The organism is Brachyspira hyodysenteriae ATCC 27164 (assembly GCF_001676785.2).
GTDB classification, from domain to species: Bacteria; Spirochaetota; Brachyspiria; order Brachyspirales; family Brachyspiraceae; genus Brachyspira; species Brachyspira hyodysenteriae.
Genome location: NZ_CP015910.2, coordinates 2622597 through 2638380, shown reverse-complemented (window position 1 = coordinate 2638380; position 15784 = coordinate 2622597). Strand labels below are relative to the sequence as shown.

The 15784-nt window shown below is 27.7% G+C and carries 10 protein-coding genes and 1 tRNA gene; 5 read left to right on the top strand and 6 right to left on the bottom strand.

What is annotated here, in order from left to right; genetic code table 11:
- Positions 1-22 precede the first annotated feature (22 nt).
- On the top strand, positions 23-3175 hold the full coding sequence (locus BHYOB78_RS11510) for an efflux RND transporter permease subunit (protein WP_020064788.1): 3153 nt from the start codon (positions 23-25) through the stop codon (positions 3173-3175).
- A gap of 375 nt (positions 3176-3550) precedes the next feature.
- Here BHYOB78_RS11510 and BHYOB78_RS11505 read toward each other — a convergent pair whose 3' ends face one another.
- From BHYOB78_RS11505 to coaBC, 6 genes are all read right to left on the bottom strand, one after another.
- Positions 3551-4741, bottom strand: a complete 1191-nt coding sequence (locus BHYOB78_RS11505; protein ID WP_020064789.1) for a cation:proton antiporter — start codon at positions 4739-4741, stop codon at positions 3551-3553.
- 301 nt (positions 4742-5042) lie between these two features.
- Positions 5043-6077, bottom strand: coding sequence for an N-acetylneuraminate synthase family protein (locus tag BHYOB78_RS11500; protein WP_020064790.1), 1035 nt, complete (start codon positions 6075-6077; stop codon positions 5043-5045).
- Between the two features lie 114 nt (positions 6078-6191).
- A tRNA-Thr gene (locus tag BHYOB78_RS11495) sits at positions 6192-6264 on the bottom strand.
- Positions 6265-6342: 78 nt separating this feature from the next.
- Positions 6343-8664, bottom strand: a complete 2322-nt coding sequence (locus tag BHYOB78_RS11490) for an ABC transporter permease (protein ID WP_012670950.1) — start codon at positions 8662-8664, stop codon at positions 6343-6345.
- 7 nt (positions 8665-8671) lie between these two features.
- Complete coding sequence (locus BHYOB78_RS11485) at positions 8672-9379, bottom strand: ABC transporter ATP-binding protein (RefSeq protein WP_012670949.1); 708 nt, start codon at positions 9377-9379, stop codon at positions 8672-8674.
- A gap of 3 nt (positions 9380-9382) precedes the next feature.
- On the bottom strand, positions 9383-10591 hold the full coding sequence (gene coaBC, locus BHYOB78_RS11480; protein WP_020064791.1) for a bifunctional phosphopantothenoylcysteine decarboxylase/phosphopantothenate--cysteine ligase CoaBC: 1209 nt from the start codon (positions 10589-10591) through the stop codon (positions 9383-9385).
- 728 nt (positions 10592-11319) lie between these two features.
- Here coaBC and BHYOB78_RS11475 point away from each other — a divergent pair.
- From BHYOB78_RS11475 to tlyC, 4 genes are read left to right on the top strand one after another with little or no spacing between them, the layout of a single operon-like run.
- Complete coding sequence (locus tag BHYOB78_RS11475) at positions 11320-11940, top strand: PhoH family protein (RefSeq protein WP_239650243.1); 621 nt, start codon at positions 11320-11322, stop codon at positions 11938-11940.
- Positions 11941-11977: 37 nt separating this feature from the next.
- On the top strand, positions 11978-14464 hold the full coding sequence (locus BHYOB78_RS11470; protein WP_020064793.1) for an HD family phosphohydrolase: 2487 nt from the start codon (positions 11978-11980) through the stop codon (positions 14462-14464).
- A 6-nt stretch (positions 14465-14470) separates the two neighbouring features.
- Entirely contained in the window at positions 14471-14896 is a 426-nt protein-coding gene (gene ybeY / locus BHYOB78_RS11465; RefSeq protein WP_012670945.1) for an rRNA maturation RNase YbeY, read from the top strand.
- Between the two features lie 18 nt (positions 14897-14914).
- The gene (gene tlyC, locus BHYOB78_RS11460) at positions 14915-15721 is read left to right on the top strand and encodes a hemolysin C (protein WP_012670944.1); all 807 of its coding nucleotides are present in this window, start codon (positions 14915-14917) and stop codon (positions 15719-15721) included.
- Positions 15722-15784: the final 63 nt, after the last annotated feature.

The following is a 15784-nucleotide window of genomic DNA, read 5'->3' as shown; positions in this document are numbered from 1 at the left end:
TATAAAAGGCAGGGTGAAGAGAATGAGAAATTTTATAGAATTAGTAGTAAAAAGACCCGTAGCGGTTTTTATGTGTATGATAGCAGTATTGATATTAGGGTTTGTAAGTTTAAGTAAATTAGCAGTTGATTTTTTACCGGATATGGAGCTTCCCTATATAACAGTAAGTACAGAGTATGAGAATGCAGGACCTGAAGAAGTAGAAAAATCAGTTACAAGAATAGTTGAAAATGCAGTTGCCACAGTAAGCGATATTAATACAATAACTTCCACTTCAGAGGAAGGTAAGTCAAGCGTATTTATAGAATTTAATTGGGGTACAGATTTAGCAGTTGCTACAGCAGATGTAAGAGAGGCTATAGACGGAATAAAAAATTCGCTTCCAGATGATGCTGACAGCCCTACAGTACTTAAGTTTTCTACAGATATGACTCCTATTATGGAAATAGCCTTTTTCGGTACAGATAATTTAGGAGCATTATATACATTAATAGATAATCAGATATTAAATAAAATAGAACAGGCTTCAGGAGTAGCAAGGGCAGAAATAAGAGGCGGACTTAAAACTGAGATGAAAGTCGATTTAGTTTTAAATAGACTTCATGCTTATGGAATAGATATTAACAGTATAGTTTCTCTTTTATCATCAGAAAATCAGAATCTATCAGGCGGTGATACTTATGAAGGAGTTTATAAATATACTCTAAGAACTATGGGAGAGTTTACCACTCCGGAAGATATTGAAAATACTGTTGTGGCTTTAAAAACAAATGATACTCCTATAAAATTAAAAGATATAGGAAGAGTTTATCAGGGCTACAGCGATGACTCTGAGATAGTAAAAATCAATGGAATGCCTGCAATATCAGTATCAGTTAATAAAGAATCAGGCGGAAATTCTGTTAATGTATCAAAAGCAGTAAAAAGACAATTAGCTAATCTTAATCTTCCTGAAGGCGTAGAATATGAAATATTATTTAATAGTGCTGATAATGTAAATGAAGCTATAAACGGAGTATTAGATACAGCTTGGCAGGGAGGATTATTTGCTGTTATAATATTAATGCTTTATTTATGGAATGTAAAAACAGTTTCTATAATAGCAGTTTCAATTCCTATATCTATTATCATTACATTTACATTGATGTATTTTATGGGAATAACTTTGAATATCATATCATTATCAGGGCTTGTTTTAGGTATTGGTATGATGGTTGATAACTCCATTGTAGTTTTGGAAAATATATTTTATTATCGAAATAATGGATATGGTAAATATTCATCAGCTATAAATGGTACTTCTACAGTGGCTCTTGCAATATCTGCTTCTACTCTTACAACTATAGCGGTATTCTTACCTTTCCTTTTCGTTGAAGGACAAACAGGACAATTATTTAGAGATTTATGTATTACAGTTACAGTTTCAATGATAGGTTCTTTATTCGTTGCTCTTACAATAGTTCCTATGCTTGGTGCTAGACTTGTAACAAATAAGAAAACTAAATTTTTAATACCTATAGAAAATTTTGTTAATGATAAATTCCATAGCAAAATTAATAACTTATATTCTAATTTATTAAGCTATTCTATAAAAAATAAAAAGAAAGTATTTATCTCTTCATTATCAGTAGTATTTGTAATAATAATATTAGGTTTAATTTTTATAGGTAAAGAAGGATTTCCTACTTCGGATGAAGGACAATTTAAAATAGAAGTAAAAATGCCCGTAGGTACTAAATCAGAACAAACACAGGCTTTCATTACAAGAATGGAAGGCAATATACAGGATGCTATAGGAGAGGATTTTGACAGAATGCAGTCTAGAGTAAAATCAGGTTCTGAAGAGAATGCCGCAGAAATAAGAGTGCAGCTTAGAGAAAAAAGTGAAGGAAGAAAACTATCTGTTGATGAATATATAGAGATAACAAGAAATGCATTAGTATCATATCCGGCTCAAATTAATATATCAGCAATAACTACTTCTGCTATAGGCGGCGGCGGAAGAGATGGAGGAACAGGAGGACAGGAAATAGAAATTGAACTTGTAGGAGATGATTTAGATAAGTCTACAGAGATAGCAAATAATATAATAAATGCAATATCAAGTATAGAAGGCATAAGAGAGCCAAGACTTACAAGAGATGATTCTAATCCTGAACTTAAAATATATGTTAATAGAGAGATAGCAGCTAAAATGGGTATTAATGTAAATACTATAGCAAATATCATTAAAACAAGTTTTGCAGGTACAACAGCTACAACTATGACTCCTGCTAATTCGGATGTTACAGATATAGATGTTAATGTTCAGTTAGGTGAGCCCGACAGATTAAAAATAGATGATATATCAAGACTTATGATACCTACAACAGCAGGAATAGTACCTATATCATCAATAGCAACTGTAGAGAAAAGCTATGGACCTACAGAAATAGAAAGAAAAGACAGTACAAGAATAACAACTATAAAAGCATCAGCTTATAATAGAGCATTAAGCGAAATAATGCAGGATGTTCAGGAAAATATTTCATCAAAAGTATTTCTTCCTTCAGGATTTACTATTAATTATGCCGGAGATTTTGAGGATATGAAAGAAGCATTTTTACAGCTTATTCAAGCTTTTATATTAGCATTAGTTTTAGTTTATGCGATAATGGCAAGCCAGTTTGAATCTTTTATTGCTCCTTTCGTTATAGCATTAGCAATACCATTTGGTTTCGCCGGTTCTTTATTAGCATTATTTATAGGAAGACAAACTTTAAGCGTATACAGCGGAATAGGATTTATTGTTTTGATTGGTATTGTAGTAAATAATGGTATTGTACTTATAGATTATATGAATCAGCTTATGCATGAAAAAAATATTAATGGAGATGAAGCAGCATTAGAATCAGGACCTAGGAGATTAAGACCTGTACTTATGACAACGCTTACAACTATATTAGGACTTTTACCTATGGCATTATCTGGAGGAAGCGGAAATGAGATGTATCAGCCTTTATCTATTGCTATACTAGGTGGGCTTTTAGTTTCAACAGCATTTACTCTTATAATAGTGCCTACTGTTTATGCTGCTATAAGAAATAAAATACCTCTAAAAGATTATGAGAAAAAAGATTTAGAAAGTAAAAATGATTTCTCTAATTATGATACTATAAATGTTACAGGAAAATAGTTTTTTATAATATATGTTAAGGGTTTGATTTTTTATTAAAATGCAAACCCTTAATTATTTTTTAGTATATACCTAAATAACTACATTTTGTCAAAAATAAATTTTTTAAATTTAAAATATTTGCAAGGCTTTGCCCCGCACCCCACTTCTTTTGTTGCCACAGGCGAAGCCCGCCTGCGGCGAGAAGCAAAAAGGCTATATTTTATCTTAAATTTAATATTTTATCTTACATGTAAGAAAAAATTAGTATTATTTAGTACTAATTTTATACTTGCACTTTCGCGAAGCGTGCCTGCGGCAGCAATTTTTTGCGGCGAGAAAAAGTTGAATAAAAAAATTGACAAACTTAAAAATTTTTTAGTATATATTATTAATTTATTCATGCACTAATAATTTTTTATAGGCAGCATCTATGGCAAAAGCTCCTAATGGGGCTGTTATAAGTATGGCAAGAACTGCTATAACAAGTATAATCTCTCCTGAAGCAAAACCTAATGATAAAGGAATTGAACCTATTGCAGCCTGAACTGTTGCTTTAGGACAATATGCTATCATACTAAATATTCTCTCTTTTTTATTTAGTTTAGTTTTTATTAATGATACAAGCACCCCAAACATTCTGAATATCAAAACAGCAAATATCAATATAATTCCTAATGCACCTGCTTTCATAGCATAATTAATATTTACAGCAGCACCTACAAGTACGAAAAGCATAATTTCAGCAGCTACCCAAAGTTTAGAATATTTTAAAGAAAGTCTTTTTGATAATTCTTCTTTTGATTTTTTTAGATATACTCCTATACTCATAACGGCTAAAAGTCCTGATATTCCTATAATACCGCCGAATAAATTTGATATTGAATTTTCTATGCTTATAAGTATAAATGATATGCTTAGTATTATCACTACTTTAGCACTGTCTCTTATATGAAATCTAGTAAAGAATTTAGATAATATAAAACCAATAATAATTCCCAACAAAAGCCCAAATATAATTGAAGTAGGTATTTTTATAAAATCAAGATAGGATATACTTCCTCCTTTTACAAGAGAAGTAAAAGATGTAAATAATACTATTACAAATATATCATCAACGGAAGCTCCTGCCATTAGTAATTGAGGTATGCTTTTATTAGTACCGTATTTTTCATCTATGAGTTTAAGCATCTTAGGTACAAGCACAGCAGGGGATACAGCAGCAACAACAGAACCCATTAAAGCAGCATCCAATAAACTTATATCAAAAAGTTTTGGAGCCACTAAAATCATTCCTATTATTTCAAATGTTGCAGGAACAAAGCACATAAGTATTGCAGGTCTACCTACCTTTTTTAAATCTTCTATATCAAGATTAAGTCCGGCACGTGTTAATATTATTATTAGTGCTAATTCTCTTAAATCTGCTGATATTGAAAGTATTGAATTATCAAGCAAATTAAAGCAGTATGGACCTAGTATTATACCTGTGATTATAAGTCCTAAAAGAGAAGGAAGTTTTAAAGTTGAGAATATTTTTCCGAGTATCATTCCGCATAAAAATATCAAAGCTAAACTGAGAAGCATAAATATATAATCCTTTTTTATTAGTATTTGATTTTTTATGAGTATATGAATTATTAGATTATTATTAGTTGAAAAAAAAATATAAAAACTGAATCTGCAAATCCATATATTAATTATTAAAGATTTTTATTTATTCTTTAATAATCATAAAAAATCATAAAAATTTGCAGAAGTCATCAGCTTTTATATAAAAAAATAAATATAAGCGGTTTAATTATTTAATAAATTAATTAAATAATTTAAGGAGACCTCATTCCTTATTTCGATATAAACTTTATCATAAAATATTTTTTATTTCAAGTTATTTTTTTAAATCTTTAAAACTTAAAGCAGTATTTGATTTTTTATCAACTTTTAATTTCATACCTAAAACCTTATTATAATATTTAGCAGGTATTCCCACACAAGGTCTTAGAGCAATTAAATCTTTTTCTGTGATTATCTCTCCTTTAAGCATAGCATGACTTAAATAAATACCTCTTTTAGCATATACAAGCTCTTTTTTCTCTTGTTTGCTTAATACATGTTCTTTTTTACTTGCAGTACTTCCTCCAAGCATAGTTAATGTTTTATCAATAGATTTTATCATTTCAGACATAGCATTTGTTTCTAAACTTATGATATGATCTCCTGTTTCTTTTTCAGGTGTTACAGTGAAATGTTTTTCTATTATTTTAGCACCTAAAGAAATAGCTATAATAGGAGCCTCAATACCTATTGTATGATCTGAATATCCTATTATATTATTTTTGAATAGCTTATTCATTACAGATATTCTATTAAGTCTTGCATTTTCCAATGGAGTAGGGTATTCTACAGAGCAATGTAATAATGCTACTTCATTCTTTTTTAATATTTTTAAGGCTTCTTTAATATCTTTATTTAAAGCAAGTCCTGTTGAAAGTATTACAGGTTTTTGAGTTTTAGCAACAGCTTCAAGCAAAGGTATATTGTCTATATCGCATGATGCTATTTTTATTATAGGTATATCATATGAAACAATGTCATTTACAGAATCTATAGAAAAAGGAGTTGTTATAAATATGATTTTATTTTTTTTAGCTTCTTTTATTAGAGGTTCATACCATTCTTTTTTTAATATGATATTATCAACATTTTCTAAGGCATCATCTTTTAATTTTAAAGCCTTAGTATATTCTTTAGCTGCAAATAAAGTTTTTTGTGTAAAGCTTTGAAATTTCACAGCATCAGCACCGGATTTGGCTGCTTCCTGAATAAGTTTTATTGCCGTATTTAAATCGCCTTCATGGTTGCATCCGGCTTCAGCTATTATAAAATAACCTTTTTTATTTATAAGATCTTTTAATTTTAACATACAATCATATCCTAACTATTAGTTTGCAATATATTATCGAAATAGAATCATTTAATTATTAAATATTTTTAGTATTGAGAAATTATTGAAAAATGAATACGTTAAAAAAAAATGAGCTGGTGATGGGACTCGAACCCGCAACCGGCTGATTACAAATCAGCTGCTCTACCAATTGAGCTACACCAGCGAAGTGATTATTATTATACAATAATCAAAAAAAAAGTCAAGTGTTTGAATAAAAAATTTGTATAATTTTATTTGTTAATTATTCTTCTCTATCCTTTAATCCTTCAACCATATCCAATCTGTTTATATAATAAGCACTCATTATAGATACAAGGAATATTACAGTTATAAGCAATGCTATAGCAAGTATATAGCTTGATTGATATACATATGGAACGAATGAAAATAATTTGCTTGAGAAAGGTTTTTTTACCAAATATAATATTCCATATCCTGCTGCTATTCCTAATGGTATGGCAACTATTATCTGAGTGATAGTTTCTTTTAAAGATGCTATCATAATTTCCTTTGTAGTATATCCCATAACTTTAAGAAGAGTGAATTCATATCTTCTAGTTGCAAGCGTTATAACTCCTACACCATAAAGAGAAGTAGCACCCAGTAAGAAGGCTATGAATATAAGTATTTGAACTAATAAATATATAGTAGCTATCTGATTTTTATAAGCCTCATATTCATCATTTCTGAAACTGTAATATGAAACCTCTTTACTTTTATCCAATATATCTTTCATATCTTCTTTAGTGAAATCATCTTTAGTGGATATAAATATGCTGTTATAAACATCCTTTATTTTAAATGTTTCCTCAGCAAATTTTTTATCTATATATACATAGAACATACCTTGCTGATCAACAAATTTACTTACTTTAACTCTTCTTGAAATACTGTTTCCTAAAGTATATAACTCTATTCCAATATAATCATTTTCTTTAATATTTAATTTTTCAGCTAAATATTTAGGAATCATTACAGAATCTTCTTTTTCATTATTATTAGGTATTTCCATAGAAGAAAAACTGTCTTTGTATATTAAAGCAGGTATATATAAACTTTCAGCATTATCCTCAAATGCAGGATATAATCTTGCTTGATAAATAGCTGCTTTATCATAATATTTAATGCCTTCATTAGTAAATATATCAGAATTATCTTCCCATTTTGTAGGATTTATATTAGCAACAACATCGTATAAAGCAAATTTTTCATATAAGTTATATAAGAAATAGTCAAATGAATTATTAAACCCTTGAGCAAATATAGTCATACTTATAGCAGCAAACATTCCCCAAAGAGAGGCTAAATATCTTGTTTTGCTCCTTGATGCATTTTTTATAGCATATCTTGTATTAAAAGAAAATTTATTCCAAATTGGTAATTTTTCTACAAAACTTTTACCTGATCCTTTAGGAGGCTCTCCTCTCATAGACTGAGCAGGATTTAATTTCAATATAGATACTGCAGCCAAAAGATTAGAAAATATACATACGAATAATATAATCAAAGAAGCTATTATCCATAAATCAACATAAGTATGATGATTAAAATTAGGCATATCAAATATATTTCCTAATGCATTAAATATCGGCGGCAAAAGTAAATTGCTTGCAATAAAAGCTAAAAGTATTCCAAAAAATGATACTAAAAATGAATATTTGATATACATAAACATTATAGAAAAATCTGTAAGTCCTATAGCTTTCATTATACCTATTTGTTTTCTTTCTACAGCAACATTTCTTCTTTGTATAATATAAAGTAAAAGTATTGCCATAAGAAGAAGTATAGAAGGACATATATATGAGAAAGAGTCAATTTGAAGCAATGTCTGTTCATAGTTCACATAGTTAACTGACTGAACTCTGTCTGTAAACAAGAATATTTTTTGTTTTAATTTTATTCTTATTAAATTTTCAATATTTTCTTTATTAGCATCTTCAGTATATTTTATATATATTGAATTATAAGGTATATAATTAAAATGATCCTCATGAACTTCTATAACCGCAAAATCTTTAGCTTCAGATGCAGTACTTGCTCCGTCTTTAAATAAAAATACATAATTAGGATAAGATACTAAAGCTGCTATAACAAATGAATTAGTTTTATCATTAAATACTACTTCTACAGTATCGCCTAATTTTAAAGAATTAGCTTCTGCAAAATTTTTATTGATTGCTATTTCATTAGTCTTTAATTCAGATTTTCCTTCATATACATAAGGCTTATTTATCTTATCTTCAGAATTATCAGTACCGTAAATTATAGCATCAATATTGTCTATTTTTCCTTGAAATCTATGCTTAGCAACAACTTTATCAATGCCCTTCATTTCTTCAAGAGTTTCTATATCATTGGTATCAAACATACCGAATAATACTAAATCATCTAATGTATTTTCTTCAAAATAATTTTCAGCTGATAGTTTAAAATCTCTATACACTGTTTTTACAGCAACGAAGAAAAGTACAGCCAATGTTACTATGAATACAGCAGACATAAATATAGCAAGCTGCTTATTTATTTTTCTAAATAATAGTTTAGTTTTTATATTTATCATTATTATTTTACCACTCTATATCTTCAGGATTCAAAGGATTTGCCACATCATATTTATCTAATACTTCACCGCTTAAAATTTTTACAACAGTATCAGCCATTTTAGCTATTTCTTTACTATGTGTAATAAGTATGATGCTTGTTCCTAAATTTCTGTTTAGATCTCTAAGTATTTTTAAAGCCATAACTCCTGTTTTATTATCTAAAGCTCCTGTAGGCTCATCGCATAATACTACTTTAGGCTTTTTAGCTATGGCACGTGCTATACTTACTCTTTGCTGTTCTCCTCCGGATAATTCTGTAGGATAATGTTTTACTCTGTTTTCAAGTCCTAATAATTTTAAAGCTTCTTCTGCATTACTTCTTGAAAGTCCTGTAATTTCAGTAGAAAATTCAACATTCTCTATAGCTGTTAGGTTAGGAAGTAAGTTATAGCTTTGAAATACGAATCCTATATTTTCTCTTCTGAATTTAGCTAATCTTTTATTACTATAATGAGAAATATCCTCACCCAAGAATAATACCTGTCCGCTTGTAGGCTTATCCAAAGCACCTAATATATTAAGCAAAGTACTTTTTCCTGAACCGCTAGGTCCTAATATAGCAGTAAGTTTTCCTTCTTCTATTGTAAGGTTAACAGATTTTAATGCCTGTGTAGCACCTCCGCCATGACCATATATCTTACTAATTTCTTTTATTTCATAAAGGTAGCTCATTATTTAAAATCCCGTAATGTTATTTTTTTTCTTCCATTCTGAAACAGCTTCAGAAACTATTTCTTTAGCACATTCTTTTTTACTTAAAAGAGGAAATGATTTAAATCTTCCGTCTTTAAAAAATATTGTAATTTTATTAGTATCTTTTCCTATAGCATCTTTTATTTTATTTGCCACTATCATATCAGCATCTTTTCTTTTCATCTTATCTACAGCATAATTTTTTAGTTCCTCATCATTTTCAGCAGTTTCTGCGGCAAAAGATACTATTAATGTTCCATTTTTCTTTTTATTTTTTGAAGATGCAAGTATATCATCATTTTCTATTAATTCTATACTATTTATATTGTGCTTTTTTACCTTTTTATCAAAAACCTGTGCAGGTCTGAAATCTAAAGGAGCAGCAGCCATAATAAGTATATCTGTATTATCAAGTTCATTTAATACATTATCCTGCAATTCTTTAGTGGTATTTATTTTAATTTTTTTATCATTATTTTTTATAGTTAAATTATCATTAACACTTCCCTCTATATATGTAGAGATTCCTCCGTTTGAAGATATTTCTTCATATATAGAAGCTCCCATCTTGCCGCTTGAATTATTGGTGATATATCTTATAGGATCTATCCATTCTATTGTAGCTCCTGATGTAATAGTGAATCTGATATTATTATATTTTAGTGATTCATTATTTGAAGTTACTATTTTTATTATAGTATCAAGATCGGCAAGCCTTCCAACACCTTCATCATTGCATGCCATATTTCCGCTTTCAGGCGGTATTAATTCATAATTTAATTCTTCTATTAGATATTTAACATTTTTTTGATTTGCTTTATTAGACCACATATGAGGATTCATAGCAGGAGCAAAATATTTCTTTTTTGTATATGCACATGCTATTGTGCTTATTGCATCATCGCATATTCCATTTGCTATTTTTCCTATAATATTTACATCGGCAGGGGCTATTAATAATACATCTGTTTCTTCGTTAATATGAATATGTCTGAGTATATCATCTTCCTGCCATAAATCTGTTATCACTTTATTGCCGCTCATAGTTTCTAATGCTTTGACGCCAACCATATTTTGTGCATTTTTTGTAACTGCACAAATGACATTATGTCCTTGTTTCCTTAGATGACTAACAAGAAATGGAGTTTTGTATGCAGATATTGAGCTTGTTATTGCAAGTAAAATTCTCATAATATTAAAATCAAAGTATAACTTTATATCCTTTAATTAAACTATATACTAAACTAGTATATACTACTATAAATAAAAAAAATAGTCTATATATTTTTATAATTTTTTTTATTTTTTATTTACAATGGTATTATACTTTATATTTAAAATTATTTTATTTTTTAGTGATATTAAACTAGATTATATGAATAAAGAAATATTATTGTGTATAAAAATAATGTACAATAATATTTTATGATATATGATTTTTAATATATATATGTAAGTATATGCTGTTTTTGTCTAAATTATATTATAAAAAATATTATATTTTTTTTAGTTAATGTTGACAATAGATATGATTTTAGTATATTATAAAAGTAAAGTATTTTAAATTATATAAAGGACTTAATATAATTAATAACAAAATTTTAGATAATAAGGTAAAATTCAAAGATACTGATTCTTTTATATCTATATGCGGAATAGAAGATAAGCATCTTGAAATATTAGAAAATAAATTTAATGTTTCCATATATCCTAAAGGGAATGAATTAACTATAAAAGGTGATCTAGTAAGAATAGAAGACACCTTAAAAGTTTTATATACTTTAAAAGATTTATACAATTCATCTGCAGAAATAACAGAACAAAAAGTTATTAATATAGCCGACAGTATTCATAATGACAAAGAAAATAAATTTATATCGATGAAAATAAAATTGCCTTATTTAGGCAGAAATATAGAAATGAAAACTGTATCACAAGGTGAATACCTTTATAAGATGCAAAAAAGCGATATAATATTTTCTACAGGTGCTGCCGGTACTGGTAAAACTTTTCTTTCCGTTGCTTATGCTATAAATTTACTTGCCGAAGGAAAAATAGAACGCCTTATTATAACAAGACCTGTTGTAGAGGCAGGTGAGAGTTTAGGATATTTGCCTGGTGATTTTAAAGAAAAAATATCTCCTTATATGCGTCCTGTTTATGATGCTTTATATAGCATAATATCTGCTGATATGATATCAAGATATACTGAAGAGGGTAAAATAGAAGTAGCTCCTCTTGCATATATGAGGGGAAGAACTTTAAGCAGATCTTTTATTATATTAGATGAGGCACAAAATACTACTATATCTCAGATGAAAATGTTTTTAAGCAGAATAGGTGAGAAATCTAAAGTTGTTGTTACAGGAGATATATCTCAAAGCGATTTGCCTAAAAATGCTCAGTCAGGATTAGAACATGCTTTGAAAATATTAAGCAATATAAACGGCATTAGTTTTCATCATTTTGAAAAGAAAGATGTTATAAGGCATCATTTAGTTTCTAAGATATTAGAGGCTTATGATAATGCTGATTATTAATAAAAAAATTTATTTTTTTGAAAGGTATTAATTAATTATGAATACGAATAAAAAAATAGTAAAATCTGTTTTGAATAAAACACCAAATATAGAAAGATTTTTTCAATTAAGTATAGCTATATTATTATACTGTTTTACTCTATTTTTGGTTTTCCCAACTTATATGCAAAAGGTTAATATCCCTAATGTAGGCGATATAGTTACAGAGCCTTTTATAGTAAAGCAGAATGTAAGATATGAAAATAAAGAAGAAACTGAAAAACTTTTATATTATACAGAAGCTACTATATCTCCGGTATTTGATATGCCTAAAAATATAGAATATGAAGCTTTATCTAAAATAAGCAATATGTTTTCTTTTATGAGAATATCTCATGATAATAATATTTCTATTGATGAGATGTATAATCAATTTTTACTTATTTATGATGAGCCTATAAATAAATCTGTATTTTCAAATGCTGTAGTTAATGATCTTAATATAGGATATGAAGCTAAAGTAATAGAAACAGTTAAAGAATTATTCGGAGTAGGTATTATATCAAGAGGAAATTTAAGTTCTGATACATTGAGCTTGATATTGGATAATGGTATATTCGTATATAGTTATGATAATTACATAATTGAAGAGAAATTGCTTCCTAGAAACAGAGTTTTCTTTTTGGAAGATTTAAGAGTAGAACTGCCTTCAATGATAGGTACTAAATATAGAAATCTTAATATTAATCATATAAATTCTATATCATCTATTGCAAATGCATTTTTAAGAGATAATTTAATATATAACTCTTCAAAAACTAGAGAAAAAATAAATACTATAAAATATAATGTAAATCCTGTTTATAATTTAATAAAAAAAGGTTTTCCTATTTTAACAGTAGGAGAAAGAGTAACAGAAGAAAAAGCTGAATTAATTAGAAATCTATTCGGAAGTAATTTTGGTGGATATAATATAACTATATTTATAGGTCAGGCTTTATTTATTCTGCTTCTTTTTTCATTTATTGGATTTATAATGTTAAGATATAAGATACCTTTTTATATAAGTTTTAAAAATTTTATACTGTTTTCTATAGAGTATGCTGTAATAATTGGCATTACTTATATATTTTATAATCATATTTCTTATAGCTTATTAGATATTTATATTCCTTTTTATGTATATACATTCATTCCTATGTTTAGTATAATAAACTCTTTGCTTGGGGCTAAAAGAGGAATATCTTCTATGATTACATTATGTATAACTTTACTTGCTGCTAATGTGGCACAGGCAGGATTATTTGAAATATCAGCATTATTTGTTATATCTGTACTTGCATCTATATTATCAAAGAAAATACATAATAGATATTCTATTATTTTCATCGGATTGTTTATAGGGGCATATTTGAGCATAATGTGTTTGATAAGTGTATTATTAAATGATAATATAAAAATAAATTATTTGACTTTTATATTTGCCTTCATAAGCGGATTTACTCAGTCTATACTTGTTATGATATTTTTACCTATTATAGAATATGTACTTGAAACAGCAACTATATTCAGACTTCAGGAATTATCAGATTTGAATAATCCTTTGCTTAGAAAACTTCAAATGAATGCTCCTGGTACATATCACCATTCTATAAGTATGGCAAATTTGGTAGAAACTATAGCTGAAGAGATAGGGGAAGATGCAAGACTTGCCTGCGTATCAGCATATTATCATGATATAGGAAAAATGGAGAATCCTCTCTATTATATAGAAAATACAAATAAAACAGAAAATAGACATAATAAATTAAAGCCTACTCTTTCTGCTTCAATAGTAAAAGCTCATGTTCGTTTGGGTGTTGAAATAGCTAAAAAATACAGACTTCCAAAAGAGGTTATTGCGGCAATTAAAGAACATCATGGAACAAGCTTAATAAAATATTTTTATGTTGAAGCTTTAAAAGAAAATCCTGATGTTGATGTTAATTTATTCACATATCCTGGACCTAGACCTCAGTCAAAAATTACTGCTATATTAATGATATTAGATTCTATAGAAGCAGCAAGCAGATCTTTAGATTCTCCTAGAAGAGAAGATTTAGAAATGCTTATAGAGCATATTGTAGATGATAAAATGGCTAATGGAGAGTTAAACGACAGCGGACTTACTTTAAAAGATATAGAGATAATTAAAAAGATATCATTCCAGCAGATAATAGCATCATTGCATGAAAGAATTAAATACCCTGAATTAAATAATGATAATGAAGAAGAATCAAGTAAAAAAGAAGAAAAAGAAAAGAAAGAAGATACAAAGGATAAGAAAGAAGATAAAAAAGAAGAAAAAGATTCTAAAAAACAAATAGCCAAAGATATTAAAGATGAGAAAAAATCTAAAAAGGTAGAAAAGATTAAAGAAAATATAAAAGATAAAATAGCTAAAAAATTACCTTTGAAACATAAAGGTGAAAAAGATGCAAAAGAATTAAAATATAGTAAAGATACTAAGGAAACTAAGGAAAGTAAAGAAACTATTAAAAAATAATATATTATGAAAGTAAATGTTTTTAATGAAACTGATTATGATATAAATATAAAATATTATAAATATTTTTTATATTACTCCTCAAAAACTGCTGATATTGACGGCGAGGTTAATTTACTTTTTTGTGATGATGAATATATAAAAAATCTTAATAGACAGTTTAGAAATAAAGATAAAGCTACCGATGTACTTACATTTCCTATGGGCGATATTAATGAAGGCGGAGATATAGTTATTTCTTATGAATGGGTAGTAACTCGATATAGTGATGAAAAAATAAAAAAGACAGTATTAAAATTAATCATTCATTCAATACTTCATTTAAAAGGGATACATCATAATTATACTAGAAAATCATTAATGGAAAATAATAAGAAAATGAAGGAATTATACAAAAAAGTGATAAAAACAATAAAAGAAAATAAATCATAATTTAAGGATATATATAAAATGCCAATAAAAAAATTAATATCTAAGATAGTGAAAAAAAAAGATAGTGATACTGAAAAAAATAATTATATAAATTTATCCGCATTAACAGAAGCAGAAAGAGAAATTATAACTAATACTATAGAATTGAAATCAAAGAGCGTAAGAGAAATAATGGTGCCTAGGGTTGATGTTGTTATGATACCTATGGAATCTTCTTATGATAAGGTTATAAAGGCTTTTAATAGAGATAGAAATTCCAGAATTCCTGTATACAAAGACGGCATAGATGATATAGTAGGGGTTTTGTATGTAAAAGATTTGATTGATGCAGAAGAAAAAAATTTCTCACTTAAAAAAATTCTACATAAACCTTTATTCGTACCAATATCAATTTCATTAATGGAATTATTAAAAAATTTCAGAGAAAAGCAAATTCATATTGCTATGGTTGTTGATGAATACGGCGGATTTTCTGGTATTGTTTCCATGGAAGATGTGCTTGAGCAGATTATAGGTGATATTAGAGATGAATACGATGAAGAAGACGAAGAAATAAAGAGCAATGATGATGGAACATATTTAGTTGATGCAAGAACTAGAATAGATGATTTTAATAAATATGAGATACTTCCGCCTATACCGGATGATGAGGCAGATACAGTTGGAGGATTTTTATTTTCATATTTGGGCAGGCTTCCTAAAAGAAATGAGGATATAGAATATAATGGATATTCATTTACTGTAGTTGGTAAAAGCGGAAATATTGTTACTAAAATAAGAATAGAAAAATTAAAAAAAGATAATACAGCAAAAAATAAAGATTAATTTTTTTATTATAGAAATGAGTATATAAAAAGCCTCGTCTATTTTTAGGCGAGGCTTTAATTT

Bases quoted from the DNA above. Each gene is read 5' to 3' on its own strand.
- BHYOB78_RS11510 (WP_020064788.1), top strand. From the start codon at position 23: ATGAGAAATTTTATAGAATTAGTAGTAAAAAGACCCGTAGCGGTTTTT.
- BHYOB78_RS11505 (WP_020064789.1), bottom strand. From the start codon at position 4,741: ATGCTTCTCAGTTTAGCTTTGATATTTTTATGCGGAATGATACTCGGA.
- BHYOB78_RS11500 (WP_020064790.1), bottom strand. From the start codon at position 6,077: ATGTTAAAATTAAAAGATCTTATAAATAAAAAAGGTTATTTTATAATA.
- BHYOB78_RS11490 (WP_012670950.1), bottom strand. From the start codon at position 8,664: ATGATAAATATAAAAACTAAACTATTATTTAGAAAAATAAATAAGCAG.
- BHYOB78_RS11485 (WP_012670949.1), bottom strand. From the start codon at position 9,379: ATGAGCTACCTTTATGAAATAAAAGAAATTAGTAAGATATATGGTCAT.
- coaBC (WP_020064791.1), bottom strand. From the start codon at position 10,591: ATGAGAATTTTACTTGCAATAACAAGCTCAATATCTGCATACAAAACT.
- BHYOB78_RS11475 (WP_239650243.1), top strand. From the start codon at position 11,320: ATGAAAACTGTATCACAAGGTGAATACCTTTATAAGATGCAAAAAAGC.
- BHYOB78_RS11470 (WP_020064793.1), top strand. From the start codon at position 11,978: ATGAATACGAATAAAAAAATAGTAAAATCTGTTTTGAATAAAACACCA.
- ybeY (WP_012670945.1), top strand. From the start codon at position 14,471: ATGAAAGTAAATGTTTTTAATGAAACTGATTATGATATAAATATAAAA.
- tlyC (WP_012670944.1), top strand. From the start codon at position 14,915: ATGCCAATAAAAAAATTAATATCTAAGATAGTGAAAAAAAAAGATAGT.